Annotated in this window: 13 protein-coding genes; 1 reads left to right on the forward strand and 12 read right to left on the reverse strand. The window is 43.1% G+C overall.

Features of this window, described 5'->3' with window-relative positions:
* Nucleotides 1–4 precede the first annotated feature (4 nt).
* Together AB5618_RS04995 and AB5618_RS05000 are read right to left on the reverse strand one after the other, a co-directional pair.
* Nucleotides 5–928, reverse strand: a complete 924-nt coding sequence (locus tag AB5618_RS04995) for a SufD family Fe-S cluster assembly protein (RefSeq protein WP_118577643.1) — start codon at nucleotides 926–928, stop codon at nucleotides 5–7.
* Nucleotides 928–1,659, reverse strand: a complete 732-nt coding sequence (locus tag AB5618_RS05000; protein ID WP_173718622.1) for an ABC transporter ATP-binding protein — start codon at nucleotides 1,657–1,659, stop codon at nucleotides 928–930. Before AB5618_RS05000 ends, AB5618_RS04995 begins: the two co-directional genes overlap by 1 nt.
* Before the next feature lie 402 nt (nucleotides 1,660–2,061).
* On the opposite strand from AB5618_RS05000, the gene AB5618_RS05005 reads away from it, so the two are divergent.
* A complete protein-coding gene (locus AB5618_RS05005; protein ID WP_368366549.1) occupies nucleotides 2,062–2,901 on the forward strand; it encodes a NifB/NifX family molybdenum-iron cluster-binding protein in 840 nt (279 codons plus the stop codon).
* A gap of 118 nt (nucleotides 2,902–3,019) precedes the next feature.
* Here AB5618_RS05005 and AB5618_RS05010 read toward each other — a convergent pair whose 3' ends face one another.
* From AB5618_RS05010 to AB5618_RS05055, 10 genes are all read right to left on the reverse strand, one after another.
* The gene (locus tag AB5618_RS05010; protein ID WP_368366550.1) at nucleotides 3,020–4,390 is read right to left on the reverse strand and encodes an MATE family efflux transporter; all 1,371 of its coding nucleotides are present in this window, start codon (nucleotides 4,388–4,390) and stop codon (nucleotides 3,020–3,022) included.
* A 149-nt stretch (nucleotides 4,391–4,539) separates the two neighbouring features.
* On the reverse strand, nucleotides 4,540–6,156 hold the full coding sequence (locus tag AB5618_RS05015) for a DUF5605 domain-containing protein (protein ID WP_368366551.1): 1,617 nt from the start codon (nucleotides 6,154–6,156) through the stop codon (nucleotides 4,540–4,542).
* A gap of 281 nt (nucleotides 6,157–6,437) precedes the next feature.
* Nucleotides 6,438–8,183: a glycoside hydrolase family 43 protein gene (locus AB5618_RS05020; RefSeq protein ID WP_368366552.1), complete on the reverse strand. Its 1,746-nt coding sequence runs from the start codon at nucleotides 8,181–8,183 to the stop codon at nucleotides 6,438–6,440.
* Between the two features lie 198 nt (nucleotides 8,184–8,381).
* Nucleotides 8,382–9,692 carry a trehalase family glycosidase gene (locus AB5618_RS05025; protein WP_368366553.1) on the reverse strand — a complete coding sequence of 437 codons (1,311 nt, stop codon included), beginning with the start codon at nucleotides 9,690–9,692 and terminating at the stop codon, nucleotides 8,382–8,384.
* Nucleotides 9,693–9,696: 4 nt separating this feature from the next.
* Nucleotides 9,697–10,524, reverse strand: coding sequence for a carbohydrate ABC transporter permease (locus AB5618_RS05030; RefSeq protein ID WP_227200628.1), 828 nt, complete (start codon nucleotides 10,522–10,524; stop codon nucleotides 9,697–9,699).
* Nucleotides 10,525–10,538: 14 nt separating this feature from the next.
* Nucleotides 10,539–11,417, reverse strand: coding sequence for a carbohydrate ABC transporter permease (locus AB5618_RS05035; protein WP_368366554.1), 879 nt, complete (start codon nucleotides 11,415–11,417; stop codon nucleotides 10,539–10,541).
* A 122-nt stretch (nucleotides 11,418–11,539) separates the two neighbouring features.
* On the reverse strand, nucleotides 11,540–12,844 hold the full coding sequence (locus tag AB5618_RS05040; protein ID WP_368366064.1) for an ABC transporter substrate-binding protein: 1,305 nt from the start codon (nucleotides 12,842–12,844) through the stop codon (nucleotides 11,540–11,542).
* 297 nt (nucleotides 12,845–13,141) lie between these two features.
* The gene (locus AB5618_RS05045; RefSeq protein WP_368366555.1) at nucleotides 13,142–14,212 is read right to left on the reverse strand and encodes a response regulator; all 1,071 of its coding nucleotides are present in this window, start codon (nucleotides 14,210–14,212) and stop codon (nucleotides 13,142–13,144) included.
* Nucleotides 14,213–14,246: 34 nt separating this feature from the next.
* Entirely contained in the window at nucleotides 14,247–15,980 is a 1,734-nt protein-coding gene (locus tag AB5618_RS05050) for a sensor histidine kinase (RefSeq protein WP_368366556.1), read from the reverse strand.
* A 33-nt stretch (nucleotides 15,981–16,013) separates the two neighbouring features.
* Nucleotides 16,014–18,683, reverse strand: coding sequence for a family 78 glycoside hydrolase catalytic domain (locus tag AB5618_RS05055; protein ID WP_368366557.1), 2,670 nt, complete (start codon nucleotides 18,681–18,683; stop codon nucleotides 16,014–16,016).
* Nucleotides 18,684–18,820 lie beyond the last annotated feature (137 nt).

An 18,820-nucleotide genomic window follows, 5' to 3' on the forward strand; every position in this document is an offset into this window, starting at 1 on the left:
TTTCTCAACTCAGGAAATTCTCAATGATCACATTTTCCGCCTCAGCTTCCGTCATTCCAAGAGTTCTTAGCTTCAGAAGCTGCTCATCGTTAATTCTTCCAATAGCGGCCTCATGAACAATTGCAGCATCCACATGCTTCGCCTGGATTTCCGGGATAGAACCCACCTCTGCATGATCCATAATAATGGAATCACACTGGATATGTGCGTGACATTTGTTCTTTCCAACAGCCTTCGGATGGAAAACCTGGGAAGAGTTTCCCTTTCCAACAGAACGGGAAATAATCTGTGCAGAAGATCCCGCTCCGTTCATACAGACTTCAATATCAGACTCCGCTTTCTGCTCCCCATCTGTCATCAGACGTTCCAGAACAAACAGCTTGGAATCTGCATCCATTGAAACATTTGTGGTACGGATTGTGGAGTCAACACCTTTGATCTGAACGGTATCCAGCGTAAATACGGAGTTCTCTCCAAGCTCAATATTAGTTACCGGATTCAGCACTCTGCTTCCGGTTCCATTCCCCTCTCCATAGTGTTTTTCCTCGTAATGTACATTAGCATTTTTACCCACATGGAAGGTATGAATACCATCGTGACGACTGTCATTACAGCCACTATTGTGGATTCCGCAGCCTGCAACAATGTCAACATCTGCGCCGTCTGCCACATAAAAATCATTGTAAACCAGATCGGTCATTCCAGATACACTTACCACTACCGGGATGAAAACCTTCTCTCCCTTTGTCTCCCCGTCAATGAAAATATCGATTCCCGGCTTGTCCTCTTTTTTCTTTATTTTGATATGTTCGCTGTCGCCGTGACAGATGGAAATACCATTCTGACGAAGATTAAAAGCACCTTTCTGTGCAAAGCCTTCGCTGATCTTATCAAGCACACCCTGGGTTGTTTCTTCTACTTTAACCATCAACATTTTCCTCCTTCATTCAGACATTTCTGACATTTTTCCTGCTGAAATAAGGTTGGGAAAACGTCTTCTTTGGTACCATATTTCTTTACTTCACCGTCTTCAATTACCATGATCTTATCTGCCATATTGATGATTTTTTCCTGATGGGAAATCAGGATCAGGCACTCCTTTTTCTCACGATGAATCTCCTCAAAGCGCTTGATCAGCATGGAAAAGCTCCACAGGTCGATTCCTGCTTCAGGTTCATCGAAAATGCTTACTTTATGAGATTTCGCCAAAACTGTGGCAATCTCAATTCGCTTCATCTCACCGCCGGAAAGGGTTCCATCCAGCTGACGGTTCAGGTAATCTTCGGAACAAAGTCCTACAGCGGAGAGAAGGTCACAGCTCTCTTTTTCCGTTAAATTCTTTCCTGCTGCAAGAGATAACATTCTTGCCACGGTCATACCTTTAAAGCGGGGTGGCTGCTGAAATGCATAGCCAATTCCCGCATTTGCACGATGATCAATATCGTATCCTGTAATGTTCTCATCATCTAGATAAATTTCTCCGCTGTTTGCTTTCTCAATGCCAGCCAGTACCTTGGCCAGGGTGGATTTTCCACCTCCATTAGGTCCGGTGATTACCAGCATTTCCCCATCCTGAACATCAAAACTGATGTGATTTACCAGACAGCGCTTTTTCCCTTCTTCATTCACTTCAAAAGTCAGGTTCTTTACTTTCAGCATATTCGTACCTCTTCTGTTAATTTTACATTACTGCTCCAATTGTGCCCGAAATTCCAGAAAAAAATTGCTTTTGAGCAATAACAATTTTATCTCTTCTTGGACTGTACTCCAAATAAAAAAAATTGTCAACCACGACCTTCACAGCAACGCGCTTCGCGACGCACAGAAACACGAACCTTTTTGTGACAGGCACAAGAAATAGCGTTTGCTACGCAAACTTAGTTCTCTGGTTTTCTGTAAACTTTATCCACCAAAAACACCTCGCAGAGCGTTGCAAATGAATAGTAACAAAACTATACCATATTGGAGCAACTTTGAATAGCGCTCAGAAAATAATAGTATTGAATTTTCTCTTCTTTGGGTTTATAATCGACATATGTCGAAAACAAGGAGGTGACATATATGCCCAGACCGCCCAGATGCCGCAGAATCTGCCAGGCACCCCAATATGAAACTTTTTCTCCTGAAGAATGTCCCAGAGAGTCGGAAGCTGTCACTCTGACTCTGGATGAATATGAAGTCATCCGTCTGGTAGATCTGGAGAAGAAAACTCACGAGCAATGTGCTGCCCAGATGGATATTTCCCGGACAACTGTCACAGAAATTTATGAAACTGCCCGGGAAAAAATTGCCCGGTGCATCGTCCTTGGACAGCGCCTTGTCATAGCCGGGGGAAATTACCGGCTCTGCGAAGGTCGGGAGCATACGCGCTGCGGGAAATGCTGCTGCCGAAAGGGATCTAAACAGACTCCGCTTACCAGCCTGGACCTTTCACAGGAACTGCCAGCCGCTGACCGATCTAATAGTTCACTTTCTAAATCAAATTTACAAAATGAAGGAGATATCATTATGAAGATTGCAGTTACTTATGAAAATGGAGAAATTTTTCAGCACTTTGGACACACAGAAACATTCAAGATCTATGACATTGCAGATGGCAAGGTTGTAAGTGCCGAAGTAGTCGATACCAATGGAAGCGGTCACGGCGCACTGGCTGGATTCCTGGTTGCACATGGCGTAGATACCCTGATCTGCGGCGGTATTGGCGGCGGTGCCCAGAATGCACTTGCCCAGGCTGGAATCCGTCTTTTCGGTGGTGTCAGCGGCAACGCTGATGAAGCTGTAAACGCATTACTCGCAGGAAATCTTGGCTATAACCCCAATGTACATTGCGATCACCATGATCATGAAGCAGGTCACAGCTGTGGCGATCATGGCTGCGGAAGTCATTCCTGCCATTAATATCTGACACAGATTTAACCTAACGGTTAATCAGCTGTATTTATAAAAAAGACTGATATAACATACCGGACTCCAACAACCTCCTGAAGTACAGTATCATTTATATCAGTCTTTTTTATTATTTCTTCATGGCCACAAGCTCTCTTCGTGCAAACAATATCGCCAATGATAATGCCGCTGCATCTGCGATCGGTCCAGCATACATCACCCCGTCAATTCCCATTATTAATGAGAAAACAACGATCAATGGCAAAAGAAATAGCACCTGTCTGGTCAGGGACATGACGATTCCAAGCTTTGCTTTTCCGATAGATGTAAAAAATCCTGAGGACATTGGCTGAATTCCATTTGCAAAAGTCATAAACATAAATATCTTCAGATAGCGTTCTGCGAACTGGAAATAAAGGTCACTTCCGGTTCCGAAAATACTTACAATCTGGTGGGGAAATAACTGAAAACAAAGGAAAAATACAGTTGCAATCGCGGTACATGCAATCATGGAATAACGATATGCAAGTCTTACCCTGTCGTATTTTTTTGCTCCATAATTAAAGCCCCAGATTGGCTGACAGCCCTGTGAAATTCCAATACAAATCGCCATAAACACCTGGTTTACTTTTGAAATAACTCCTACACAGGCGATTGGAATATCACTTCCATAGACAGATAAACCGCCGTAATAACGTAAAATATTGTTCAGCACAATCTGAACAATTGCCATAGCAATCTGATTAATACAGGATGCCATTCCGAGAGAAATAATAGCTTTCAGGCACTCTGAAGAAGGCTTTAACATGCTCATCTCCAGATACATTTTACGAAATTTTCCAAAGTATATAACCACTAAAATTCCGGAAACAACCTGTCCGATCACCGTTGCCCAGGCAGCACCCTTGATTCCCCAGCCAAACCCAAAGATGAAAAGGGGATCCAAAATTGTGTTGATAATGGCACCTGTAAGAACACAGGTCATAGAATATGTGGGACTTCTGTCTGCACGGACAATATGATTTCCTCCAATGGATAATGCATAAAAAGGAAGTCCCACAGCTGTGATGCCAAGATAATCCACCGCATAAGGCATAACATCTGTCGTTGCACCAAATAAGCTTAGGAGCGGACGCAAAAACAGAAGTACTGCCACTGCCAGAATCACACCGGTAATCACCAGTGTGGAAAGTGCAGTTCCGGCTATGGAGCTTGCCTTCTTCTCTCTTCCGGCACCCATTTCCAGATTGTAATTGGAGGCGCCTCCAATTCCCAGAAGCAGTGCCAACGCCGTTGCAATAGTTGTTACAGGAAATGCAACATTTGTAGCCGCATTTCCCAGCATCCCCACGCCCTGGCCAATAAAAATCTGATCCACTATATTGTACAAAGCACTGACCAGCATGCTGATAATAGCCGGAATTGCAAATTTCCCGATCAAACCACCTACCGGAGCCGTTCCCAATGGATTTTGCTCCTGACTGATGTTTGTTTCTTCCAAAAAATCTCCTCCCCTGTTTAAAAGTATTTCTGTTTATTTCTCATAAATTCTGATATGAATCATAACAAATTCTGAAAAACGATTCAAGAATTTTATGTTCAAAAAGCCCAGCTGCATACACAACTGGGCTTTTTGTATGAATATGGTTATTATTTCGCTATCTGCAGGCGCACCGCCATATACTCTTTTCCCGGCAGCTTCACTCGAAACATTCCTTTATAAATTCCTCCGTCTGTAATAGTCATTTCCCAGGTATCGATTATTTCCACCTGATACTCTGTAGTATCATCAAAGTAGAAGTCTCGGAAGCCCGGCCGCATAAAGGAATAATAGTAAATAAAATAATCTTTCCTTGCCGGGAAACCGGCAGCACGGCAGGCAACCTCATCCCATTTGCAGGGCATAGGTTCCACACCAAGTCCCGGTGTTTCTTCCATGATTTTTGCAAGAAATCTGATACGCTCCGGTGAGGTTCCGTGAAGAACGCCGCCATGAGACCACCAGAGAATACGATCCGGACTGAGATATGTTTCACCGTGTCCCGGATATCCTCCGCGGCAGAATGCCTCCCAGAATCTTCTTGTCATTTCCTCACCGCTGATATTTCCCCAACCAAACTGAATGTTACCCTCATAGCAGATTTCGTCCAGAATTACAGGCTTATGATATTTCTCACGCCACTCATTTACCAGCTCGGAGGAACGGTATGTCTCAGTTCTCTGGACGCTGCAATGGGTGATCCAGGGCAGGTTGTAATCATAATACGCTTTGCAGTTATGAATGGATCTGAGATGATGATAAGGATCCTTCTCACAGATAATGCCAGCATATCTTTCCCAGTCAGAAAGCGTTTTCTCATGCATCAGATCATATTCATTAGCCAGGGACCACCATACATTTCGATATGCGGAAAAACGTGCCAGCACATACTTCCAGTAGCGGTCATCATCCTCTGCTTTCATCATGGAGAATCCCCATCTGTCATACGGATGCATAACAATCAGATCTGCCTCGATTCCCAGATTCATAAGTGCCTGAATACACTTTTCAATATGTTGAAAATGGGCTGGATTGAATCTGGTAAAGTCCCAGTCATTGCCCGGAGCACAGCCATTATATTCCGCGAAATTATTCTCATTTAACACAGAACTGTCGCAGGGTGTTCCCTCATAAGGATAGGTAATCGGCTCATGAAGATTGTAGTCATAGTGCTTGGGGAAAATACAGAAACGAATTTTATTAAACGCATTTTCTTCCAGGGTTTTCAGTGTCTGTTTCTGCAATTCTTCGTTCTGCAGATTCCATACATAGCAGGTAGTTCCGATGCAGTGATAGGGTGTTCCATCCTCATAGGAAAGATAATAGGTACCCGCAACACGAACCGGACCATGGTTGTCTGCTGAAGGAGAAGTTACAGTAAAACTACCAGTCATCATATTTCTGACAGCACATTTTTCTACTTCCTTCCCACCATAAGCAATTCCAAGCTTATGTTCAGGCGCTTCTTCATCCGGCACTTCTTCCCCCGCGTTAATATCAAAGGAAGCCTCAATTTCAAAAGTATACTTGTCTGTAAAAGACGGCATAAATCTTACTTTATAAGCACCATCTCCATCATAAAAACCATCTACCGTTTTCTTCTCATTTTTACAGCAAAAAGTGCCTTTGATCCACTGATCACAAAATGGATTTCCCTCCTTTGGACCGCTTATGGTCACTTCAAAAATGCCCCATTTTTCTATTGTTTTTGCATAATTTAATTTCATTTTTCTTGTCTCCTTCTCCATTTTAGATCTCTTATATTTTATATATCTCTCTTTCAAAATTCCAAATACGCGCTGCGGATTTGTCTCGATATCACTGCCGAATCTGACATCCTGTGAGGATATGAACTTTGATTTACTGCCCGTATAAATAAAAATCCCCCATGCTTTCTACTATCATAATACGTCAGAAAACATGGGGTTTGCAACGTTACTTTATTAAGAAAATGTATGAATTTTTAATCTGTCCAGAGCGTATTTGAAAAAGTGGCTAAATGCCTTTCCTATTGTTCTTTACGCGTTTTGACAATCTCAAAATAATCAAAATCCGCATACCGTCTCACCCCTGTCATATCGTGACAGTACATTCCGAAATGAGCTCCGGTGAATCCATCGCTCTGCTCGTCGGTGAGAATGTTGGTGGGGACTTCAGCCAGTTCCTGATAGTCTTTTCCATCCAGGGAGTAGAAGAATTTTGCGTAAAGTCCTTCCTGGGTGGTGGTCACGCGCAGGTATACGGGGCCTTCTTCCGGGATGGAGATTGCCGGAATCACATCTTCTACATCAAAGTGATCGCTCTTTATCAGGCGCAGCTTTGCAGGCTTTTTCAAATCAAGTGTCTGGGAGCCAAACTCTTCCTCTCTGGTCTTTACCAAAAGGTAGAAATTGCCAGTATCATACATATAGGCAAGTCCTGCCATCTGCTCTCTGCAGGTCGGGGCAAACTCTACACAGGTTTCCACCTGAACATGGCGGTCCTGCTGCCGCCGCGCCACCAGACTTACGTTATAGCAGGAATTCAGGGATTCCTGACCGTAGAGGCGGAGATAGCCAGGACGTTCTGTCAGGCTGGTGTAGCTGTCATAGGGCTGGCGCAGGGAAGTATAACGCACATCTAAAAGCGCAGAGGTCTTCTTCACTGGCATACTTAACTTTTTATCACATTCTTCGTCCACAGCATTCTTCTCATTCAGATACTCTTTTGTTTTCGAAAGAATTTCAGCAATGTCCGCATTCTTTGCAGTTTCATTATTTCCAGCACTGTCTGCAATTTCTAAATCAAAGTCTTCTTTTCCATAATCCTTCCCCTCTTCCTCTGGGAAAAGATACTCCTGAATTCCAGTTGGCTCCTCTGTCTCCCACTGTCCAAATCGTCCACCGCAGGCCAGCCTTAACCAGCCCTCTTCGTTCCATAACATCTTCTGAATTGCGGTTTCACGGCCAAGCACGCACTGTCTGCTGCCTTTCGGCGGTCTTGCACAAAGATGCACCATGTACCACTCCCCATTTTGAGTGCATACAAGATCTGCATGTCCGCATTTTTGCAGTTTCTCTGGATTATCCATATCAGAGGTAAGTACCGGATTGCCTGGATCTTCCTCGTATGGTCCCCAGATGGAACGGGATCTCGCCATAGTTACCATATGCTCATATCCGGTTCCGCCTTCTGCCATCAGCAGATAATAATATTCTCCAATATGGTAAATATGTGGACCTTCTGTATAGCCGCGTCCGGTTCCCGGAAAAACATTTTTCGCCTCTCCCACCAGACATTCCTTCTCAGGGTCATACTGCTGCACCAGAATTCCCTTGAAATTATTAATCATATTCACAATATACATTTTGCCATCTGTATCATGAAATACAGATGGGTCAAAACCTGAGCTATTCAGATAAACCGGCTCAGACCAGCCGCCACGGATGTCCTTTGATTTTACAAGATAATTATGGGTATTAAAAAGTCCTCCGGTACGGGTTTTCACGTCCGTATAAATCAGCCAGAAGTATTCCCCGTCCCAGGAAATATCTGGTGCCCATACGCCACAGGAATCACCCTCACCAACCATATTAAGCTGGCTCATTCTGTTCAGCGGCGATGGCAGTTGTTCATAATGCTTCAGATCTTTAGAATGATAGATTTTCACACCAGGCCACCATTCAAAGCTTGAATTTGCAATATAATAATCTTCTCCAACACGTATAATACTTGGATCCGGGCAAAATCCCGGAAGAATCGGGTTCTGAATCATGTTTTTACTCCTTTATCTGTTTCATTTTACAAAATAAACTTAAAACACATTCTAAGTATAAGCTTTCTGAATTTTTTTGTACACACTTTATTTCAGAAAGATGTTTTTTACCGGTCAAACCAAAAAAGGACTGCAAAATTCCACGTATTCTGCAATCCTTTTCCTGTATTTACTTACCTCACAGCAGAAAAAATCTTATTATAACGATTGCTTTTCTGCCTGTTTTTCCAGCAATTCTGGCAGACACATTGGTTTCTTTCCTTCCAGCTCATCTGCCATATTCAATGCCAGTATATTCCAGTTAATAAAGCCACCATTCATAACCGGTTCTCCATTAAATGGATTGTAATACTCATGAAGACATCCTGTTTTCTCCAGGTCCTCTCCCAGAAGGCGCATGGTGCGCTTATACATAATTTCCGCCTCCATGCGGTATCCGTAGTTCAAAAGTCCGCGGAATACCACATAGTTTGCAACCAGCCAGATCGGGCCAAGCCAGTTGGACGGGTTATTGGTAACAGACAGGTCAAACATTTTTTCATCCTTTGAAAGCGTGGTCAGACCAAAGTCAGAACCAAAGGTATCGGGATCAAAAATATGTTTCACCATGTCTGCCGCCTGCTCCTTCGTGACAATTCCTGCATACATGGGAATAAATCCGGACCATACACGAATCTTGATGGGCAGTGTTTTCCAGAAAACTCCAAGCCCCTGGTGGAACCAGTCGTATTTCCTTGTCTTAATATCCACATCAACTGAATAGAAGAAATGATCACGTTTGTCCCAGCATTCCTGCTGAATAGCACCGATCAGTGCCTCGCGCTTATCCAGAAGCCTCTTTGCCGCTTCCTCCTTGCCAAACTGTCTGTATAATCTGGCACCAGCTTCCAGTTCTACACACATAAAGCTGTTCAGATAAATATTGGCAGTGGAAAATGGCGGACGGCCAAAAGTAGCCGGATCATTGTCCATGCCGATCATAATATCATCCTGCCATACATACAGTCCGCTGTTTTCATGAAAATAATAGTGATCATAACATTCAAAATACTTCGCCACGCCTGAAAGAAATTCTTCCGTCCAGGCATAATCACCAGTATAATCACTGATCAGGCACATCTGACTGCAAAGAAAGGGCTTATGCATATTCATAATCTTGCCTTCCTTATGCCTCATATTCAGATAAGGCTCCGGCCAGTCTGCCACCTCGATCATCATGGGAATATATCCATCTTCCAACTGATGGTCGAAGAAATTGCGGATATTTCCCTGTGCATGCTCTATAATTCTTGGCTTCACAGACGGATCCTGGTAGGAATCCGCCAGATTCAGAAAGCCATATACGGACCAGTAGGTATCCCAGTCCCATACATTTCCATCGTAAACAGAGCCCGGATCAATAAACGGGTAACGGATAAAGCTTCGCGGATTCTTAAGCACATCCTCCGTATGAGACATTACAAATTCTTTTAATTCCTGTCTATACTGCTCTGTCCTTTTATCTTCCATAAAATCAACCCTTTACAGCTCCGGCTGTCATACCTTCCATCAGTTTCTTATTCAGTGCCATGTACAGAATCAGAAGTGGGAATACACTCATGGATACAGAAGCGAAAATTGCACCCCAGTTCTTGGATCCAAACTCATCAGAGAAGTACAGAAGTCCTGTCTGAACAGTCTTCAGCGCAGAATCACTAATGAATGTCATGGAAAACAGAAGGTCGTTCCATTTGAAGAAAAACTGAAGAACCAATACGGTTACAATAGAGTTCTTCATCAGTGGTGTTACAATGTGCCACATCAGTCTGTAAATACCACAGCCATCGATAACGGCAGCCTCCATAATGTCATCCGGGAAGGAACGAAGATATCCCTGAACCAGATAAATGGACAACGACAGGCCAAATGCTATGTACGTAATGATCAGACATGTTCTGGTATTTAACAGGTTTGATCTGCTGTAAATCTGGAACAGCGGGATCAAAGCGATTGCCACCGGAATCATGATACCGAAACGGAAATACTGTGCAACTGCATTTCTGAATTTCCATTTCATCTTTGTTACAGCAAAACCAACAGTTACTGAGAAAAATACAATAAATACAAGTGCCACTAATGTAGTGATCAAACTGTTCTTAAAGAAAGTGGACATATGTCCTCTTGTCCATGCATCAGAGTAGTTCTGGAAATAGAAACCATCATTTAATGCATAAGCTGGCTTTTCACTCCACTCAGCCTGTTTCTTGAAGGATGCGGTAAGCATCCAGAATAATGGGTAAATCTCAATTATGCAAAGAAGGAAAATTACAATTCCCCGAAAAACTGCTTTTACTTTTTTCATAATATTTCCTCCTTTCAGTCTTTTACATCAAATTTATTGATAACAAGAGATCCCACAACACAGATCAGGAAGATTACGATAGCGATAACACTGGCATAACCTACCTTGTTATAGGTAAATGCAACATCATACATATACATGGAAAGTGATTTTGTTGCGCTTCCAGGACCACCCTTGGTAAGAGCCATAGCAGACTCGAACATCTTTACAGTTCCGGAGAAACTGAATACAAGGCTGGTGATCACCATTGGACGAAGAAGCGGAAGAAGGATGTTTTTGAATAACTGCCATCCGCCGCAGCCGTCGATTCTGGCAGCTTCCAGGATATCATCAGAGATATCAAGAAGTGCACCATAAAAAATTACAGAATAGAAGCCCATGGCAACCCAGATATCCATTACGCACAATGCCCAGAGAGCTGTGCTGGACTGGCCGATCCATGGCTGAACAAGGTTTGTAAAACCAAGAGAGTCAAGCAATGAGTTTAACAGACCATAGTTTGGCTGAATCTCATATATCTTTGCAAACAGCTGACCTACTGCAACAGTAGGAAGTACTACCGGGAAGAAAACCAGAGTTCTTACGATAGTTTTGCATCTTCTCAGCCAGAATTTAAACATCAGGGAAAGTAAAAGTCCCATTCCAACCTGGCCAACGGTTACTAACAATACATATTTACAGTTTACTGTCAATGCATTTAAGAAGTTCTTGTCTCTGAAAAGTCTTGCATAATTGTCAAATCCGGCAAATTCCCACTGAAGTCCCGGGCTGCCGCTGAAGAATGAATAATACAACGACCAGATAACCGGTACCATTACAATAATGGTGTAAATAATCAGTGCCGGAACTACGAAAAGGGATATCGCTTTCTTATTACCTAATACCTTGTTCATAAAATTCCTTCCTTTCTGTGTCAAAAACCATTAAAATTTCGAATTTTTTCAACAAAAACGGGAGTGTCTGCTGGCAAACACTCCCATTTGAAGTTCAAAGCTTATATTGCCAAAGCTGTTACTTACTGCATGTCATATACATCCTGAATGGACTGCATATATTCTTCGCCAGTCATTTCGCCGTTTAACAGAGGCTGTACATTTTCCTGAGCTGTCTTGGAGATTTCGCTAGGCATTTTTGCTTCCCACCATGCAAATCCTTCTGTGGATTTGTCAATCTCGTCAAGAACAAGCTTGGTGTAGTTATCCATATCATCTGCTGCAACATCATATGTGTAACCTTTAACAGTTCCCTGATCTTCCATAGCTACGTTTCCGATGTTCTCCATGAAGTATTTCAGGAACCAGCCAGTAGCCTCATCATATTTGTCATTGTCAAGTGCAAGAATGTTACCACAGTTCATAGAGTAAGAAGTAGCGGAGCTGATGGACTCATCTGCAACCGGAATGTTGAAGAATCCGATTCCGTCCTCGCCTGCCGGGTTCTGGGAATCATCAGTCAGGTTCTGTGTAAACCAGGAACCATTGTAAAAGATGGCTGCTTTTCCACTCATCAGCATGGAACCAGCTGTGTTCATATCAACTGTTGTGATACCTTCTCCGAAGTATCCTTTCTCTGCCCACTCTGCAATCTTATCAGCTGCTGCAACAAGCTTCTCATCTGTATAAGGAACTTCGCCGTCAGCTGCTTTTGTCATAATGTCGTTTCCTGCGGTTCTTACTGCGTATGCATTAATCAGACGGGTTGCGCCCCATTTGTCAGATCCGCCGGTTGTAAGAGGCTGGATACCTGCATCGGAAAGTTTCTGAAGAACCTCTTCAAACTCATCCCATGTAGTAGGAACTTCGCATCCTGCCTGCTCGAACAGGGCTTTGTTGTACCAGAAGCCTTCTACGTTCAGTCCAAGAGGAAGATCATAAAGATCATCTGTTCCGGATAATCCTTTCAGAAGCTCAACAGCACCGCTGTTTAAATAATCTGCTGTTCCGATCTCGTCAACAGCTTCTGTAATATTTTTAACCTTTCCGGAATCGATGAGAACGCTGAGCGGAGCACCTGCTTCGTAAGCGAACAGATCCGGAAGATCGTTGGATGCTGCAAGTGTAGCAATTTTCTGCTGAAGGTTGTCAGAAGCAACCATCTCATATTCCCATGTGAAATTCGGGTTTACATTTTTCTGATAGTCTTCGCAGATTTTGTTTAACAGCATACCATTGTCATTATCTTCTGCCCAGATAGTAAGGATTTTGACGTTTTTCTCAAGCTGTGGATCCTCTCCTGAGTAGTCTGCTGCAAATGTAGGAACTGCAAACATGGTGCTTGCTGTTAATGCTGCCATTAAAATAGCTAATGCTCTCTTTTTCATTATAAATTCCTCCAGAATTTTCAAAATTATTGAATTTTGTTATGAGTTACTCTTGATAGCCATTTACTTTTCGGTCACGTTTAATTTGTTTCTTTGTATCCCCGGGAAATATCTTATGGTTATATAATACCATTGTTCTGTTTTTTTACCAGTGCCTAATTTTTTTGGTAATGTACAGTTTTTTTAGACTGTTTTTTATAAAAAATTCTGCTTATTCAGGTATTCAATTGTGCTAAATATATAAAATGCACATATTCAGCAATTCGAATATGTGCATTTTTGCAAATCCTATTTTTATCATTCTGCTTTCCACACGTTTCCCTTGTACTCATTGGGAGTCATGCCCTCGTGTTTTTTAAAAATATCGCAGAAATATCTGTAATTATTATATCCCACCATTTCACTGACTTCATTCACCTTATATCCATCCTGCAGCAGCTTCTTCGCCTTTTTTATGCGAAGATCCGTCAGATATTTCACATAAGATGTACCAACCTCTGTTTTAAAAAGAACACTTAAGTACGCCGTGCTCATTCCGGCTCTGTCTGCAAGCTCACTCAGCCCGATATCCTGATCATAATGCTCGTCCAGATAAGTAAGAAGCTCCAGGATAACTCTGTGTTTGCTTCCGGTCTGGTCCGCAGTCAGATGCTTGCTGATATCAGACAGAACGCTTTCCCCATAGGCCTGTACTGCTTCTATGCTCTGACATTTTTCCATCTCCTGAAAAGAGACAAGTGAACTTCGTTCCACCTGCTTCTGACTTTCGATCAGTACATCGCTGAGCACACAGAGATGCTTGTAAAATTCCCTGCGAAAATCCTGCAACTCCGGGTAAAGTTCCTGCAGGCATCTGATTGCCTGCCGGCATTCTTCCCGAAATGCTGCAGCATCACAGTCTGTAATACATTTTACACTGCTCTCAAAAGTTCTTTCCAATTCCTGAAATTTCTCGCGATTAGCCTGCGCCTTACGATTATCCTCATGACGAGTCTTCGCCCATTCATCTTCAATTCTGGTAAGGGCATTTTTCAGTTTATCTGCTGTAACCGGCTTATCAATATAATCTTTTACGCCAAGAGTAAGCGCCCTCTGCGCATACACAAATTCAGAATAGCCACTGATCACAATAAAATATGTATCCGGACATTCTTCCTTCGCCGCCTCGATCACAGACAGACCATCCAGCCCCGGAATTCGGATATCCGTAATTACTACATCCGGTTTCTCACTTCGGATCACTTCCAGTCCCTGGATTCCGTCATAAGCAGCCCCTACTACCTCATAATCCAGCTTCAGGCGGGAAATTAAAGCCTTAATTCCCTGCACAACTATATATTCATCATCAATTACCACTAAGCGATACATGAAAATCCTCCTTGTATCTGCATTTCCCTATCCCTTATCTTACCGGAACCACAATCGTTACCTTCGTTCCATTGCCTGGACTGCTTTCAAATGTTACGCCGTATTTTTCCCCGTAATTCAACTTTATACGCTCTATTACATTGCGCACTCCATAACCGTTCTCCAGTCTGGACATATCGTCAATTCCCACACCATCATCTTCAATAGTGAAAATCATATTATTCTGCTCCTGCCAGCCGCGAAGGGAAATCTTTCCTTTTCCAATCTTCGGCTCCAGACCGTGATACATGGCATTTTCAATAAATGGCTGAAAAATAAAGGTAATCGTTTCACGCTGAAGAATTTCCCTTCTGATATCCACGAACAGTTCAAAACGATTATTGTAGCGCATATTCTGAAGCTTCATATAGCCCTGCATCCATTTCACAGAATCCGCAACTTTAATATATTTGCTTCCATTATTCAGCGCCAGCTTAAAGTTATCAGAAAGTGCTTCTACCATTTCTGCCATCTGGTCATCCCCATGCATGATTGCAACAAAGTACAGAGAATCCAGTGTATTATAAAGAAAATGGGGATTGATCTGGGACTGAAGCAAAAGCAGCTCTGCTTCCCGTTCATTCAGCTTCACCGCCATAAGATGCTCGGAAAGCTCCAGGTTCGTATTGACCATTTCCTTGAATTTCCGTCCGATCCGGCCAACTTCACTGTAGTCAAACTCTTCTGTAATGTGACGCTCTCCTTCCCCAACCTGTGCAATGGTATTTTCCAGCTGCTTCAGAGGATGGCTGATGGTTCTGGAAATGATTCGTGCCATGAGAAAACCCACTACAAGAACACAGCCGGCTACCAGAAACGAGGTCAGCCGGATATTTTTGCTCTCTTCACTGATCTCATTTTTCTCCACTACGTTTACAATATGCCAGCCTGTAGTAGAATTGGTGACAGAAGAAAACAGATACAGATGGTTCTCTCCCGGATTAGAATAGGATTGCATAATTGCATTCTCCCTTTCCTCATTTCCCACAAAATAAACCAGCTGATCATCCTCATCTACAACCATAAAGTTACTGGAATCAAAGCTTTCATTGCCCATAACAAAGGATTTTCCCAACAGCTTCTGGCTCAGTCCCACCACCATATAGCCCATTCCCTGTCCATCAGAGGGATTGATCATATATTTCGCATAAGAAAATCCTTTCTTTGTTCCTGCTTTTAAAATACTGTCACGGAAAAAAATTTCCTTTCCCTGCGCAGCCTTTGCCTGTTTCACCCAGCTTTCTTCCAGAATATCCTTATCACTATAATAATTATAGAAATCATAAGTACCCTGGTTCACATTATTCAGCTGATACACATGACCATAAAGATCCGTAAATACTATATAATTCACCCACACCTGCTGACTTGCCATTTCATTTGCAATCACACGAAGCTTCACACGGTCTGTGGACGTAAACTTGCTGCCTCCGTATTCATTGCCTTTTTCCAAAATCTGCTGAAGAGCTTCATCATTCAGAAAGCTTCGCCCTACGTCTACAATGTTCTTCAGATTCATATCCATAACGCGGCTGGAATTCTTCAGTGTAGACTGATAAGATGCCCTGTAATTCTGTTCAATCGCATCAATAGAGGTTTTGTATACAATATTCATCAAAACGCCCACACCCAAAAGGGTGATAAGAAACATGGATAAAAAAATCTGATTCTGAATACTCAGCCGTCTCCACGCTTTCTGTATTCCTGAAGGTTCCTTTTTCTTTTCCATATTCTCATCACCCTTTCGCATTCTGCATTATGATTACTGTTCAAATACGATCTGGTATGTACCGCTTCCTGCTTCAGCAGCCATATAGTCTGCTTCCCTGATAAATGTCAGTCCATCGCTTTCCAGAACCGCTTTCGCCTGATCCAGACGGATCTCTGCTGTTGTATTTACCGGAATCTGAACAGTTAAAGTAATCTGTTTTCCCTGGACTTCCCATTTTACACCAACATCACCATAAATGCTATGATATTTTCCTGCAGTGTACTTCAGATTTCCGCCAATGCGTGGATAGAGTATCGCATGTTTAAAGCCCGGATATTCCGGATCTGCCTCAATTCCGGCCATTGCACGGTACATCCATTCGCCGATGGCACCATATGCATAATGGTTAAAGGAGTTCATGTCTGCACTCCACATGCTTCCGTCATCCTTCATTCCATCCCAGTGCTCCCAGATCGTGGTGGCACCTTTTTTCACCTGATACAGCCAGGATGGGAAGTCTTCCTTCAGAAGCAGGTCATAGGCTTCCTTCAGAGCGTGGTTCTGACTTAGTGCATGGCAGAAATACGGAGTTCCCACAAATCCGGTAACCAGATGACCGTTTTCTTTGTCCAGAAGGCGTTTCAGACCTTCTACCGTTTTTGTGATATATTTCTCAGGAGTCAGCTGGAAATACAGTGCCACAATATGTGCGGTCTGTGTCTGTGCTGTCATATTTCCTTCTGCGTCGAAGAAGGTCTCCTGGAATTTCTTTACGATCTTATGATAAAGCTCCTCATACTCTGCTGCCACATCCTCTTTTCCAAGGGCTTTCGCCATCTGGACAAAAAGTCCGGTAGAGTATGCATAATAGGCAGTACAGGTCAGATCATTTGGTGTGGCTCCAAAGTAGCTGCCTTCTTCTGCATCAAGAGCTACCCAATCGCCAAACTGCAGCTTATAGTTCCAGATATAATCAACAGCATGGGCACGCATGAAGTCAATCCATCCCTTCATGCTGTTGTACTGTTTTTTCAGAATATCTTTATCCCCATACATCAGATACATGGTCCATGGATTGATGATGGCCGCATCAGCCCAGGCTGCTGCAGAGTGAGGTCCCTGGCGGAGAAGCCAGTTTCCATCTGTACGGCCTTCCTCAATATTCGGAACAACATGTGGTACACCGCCCTCTGGTGTCTGATCAACCTCCAGATCATGGAGCCATTTCTTATAGAACGTATAGGTATTCATCAGATAAGTGGCTGTACGGCAGAAAATCTGCGCATCACCAGTCCAGCCCAGGCGCTCATCACGCTGCGGGCAGTCTGTAGGTACATCAAGGAAATTACTCTTCAGTCCCCACAGGAAATTGTGATGCAGCTGGTTCAGCAGCGGATTCGAACACTCCAGACTTCCGTTTGAAGCCATGTTGGAGTGAAGAGTGCAAGCTGTGAAATTCTCAGCTTTCGGCTCGCCTGGATAGGAAACAATCAGCGCATACTGAAATCCCATGTAAGTAAAAGTCGGATGCCAGGTAACTGTCTCTTCTCTTGCAAAAGTATATTTCATCGTTGCCTTGGCTGCACGAAGGTTATCCAGATATACATTTCCATCTTTATCCAGAACCTCGAAGCAGTGAAGCTCGATCACATCGCCCGGTTTTCCGGCTGCAGTTACTTCAATTCGCCCTGCCATATTCTGGGCAAAATCAATAACCGCATCTCCTGCCGGTGTTTTGAAAATACGTTTTGCAGGAATACGATCCATTACACGAACCTTTGCAGCGTACTGCGCGCGCATAACCTGTGTATCAAAGAATACAAGCTGAACCGGCTTCCAGTCGCCTTTTGTAGTTTCTGCCTTTGACCAGTCCGGAATCTCAAGGGCTGCATCATAAGTCTCACCATCATAGATTTCTGCAAATACTACCGGTGAATCGCAGCCTTTCCAGGATGGATCCGTATAAACAGATTCTGTTGTTCCATCGGTGTAGCGAATCAGAAGTTCCATAGTAAAAGCCGTCTGATCACCATAGTTGTTGCGGGCCTTTGTCAGTCCCATAACTCCTTTATACCAGCCTGGAGCCAGCATTGCTCCGGCACCGTTAATGCCCTTCTGCAGATATTCCGTTACATCATAGGTCTGATAGAGAAGATGTCTTCTATAGGATGTCCAGCCCGGTGTCATCTCGTCCTCACCAACTTTTTTGCCATTCAGGTAAAACTGATACAGGCCAAGGGCTGTGGTAAAGGCATAGGCTTCTTTTATATCTTTTTTGATTTCAAAGGTTCCTCTTACATAGGTTCCTTTGGAAACGCTCTTATAGGAATCGTCAGTTTCGGCGGATACAAAAGGAGCTTTCCATGCTGGTGCGCCTTCCTCCCACTCACCATTTTTTCCTGCAAGGGCAGTTACAAAAGATGCAGTTTTGCTCCAGTCCGTTTCTTCCTGACCATCACTGGCTTTTGCACGGACAAAATAGCGCTTGCCGCTCTCCAGTGAAGCACCTTCTGCATAAACATGTGCAGATTCCTCAGACTCTGTTTTTCCGCTGTTATAGATCAGATCTGTAAAATCAGCGTCTTTTGCAATCTGAAGTTCGTAGGATTTTTGTTTTACATTTTTCTTATTGCTTACAAGTTCCCAGGCAAACTGGGGCATATGGGAAACACCAACCGGGGCTGTTTCATAATCCATATATATTTTCTTGATTGCCAACATTTGTTTTAACCCATCCTTTCTGACATATATTTCTTTGGTATATCGTAACTGTTCAGTACCCAATGTCATTTAGTTAATTTTCAAGGTTAGATCTTATACATGAGGTCTAACCTCTTTTTTAGTTTTTCCCTAAATAG

The organism is Ruminococcus sp. J1101004sp1_RTP21198st1_B9_RTP21198_201120 (assembly GCF_040924245.1).
In the GTDB taxonomy this organism is placed as follows: domain Bacteria; phylum Bacillota; class Clostridia; order Lachnospirales; family Lachnospiraceae; genus Blautia_A; species Blautia_A faecis.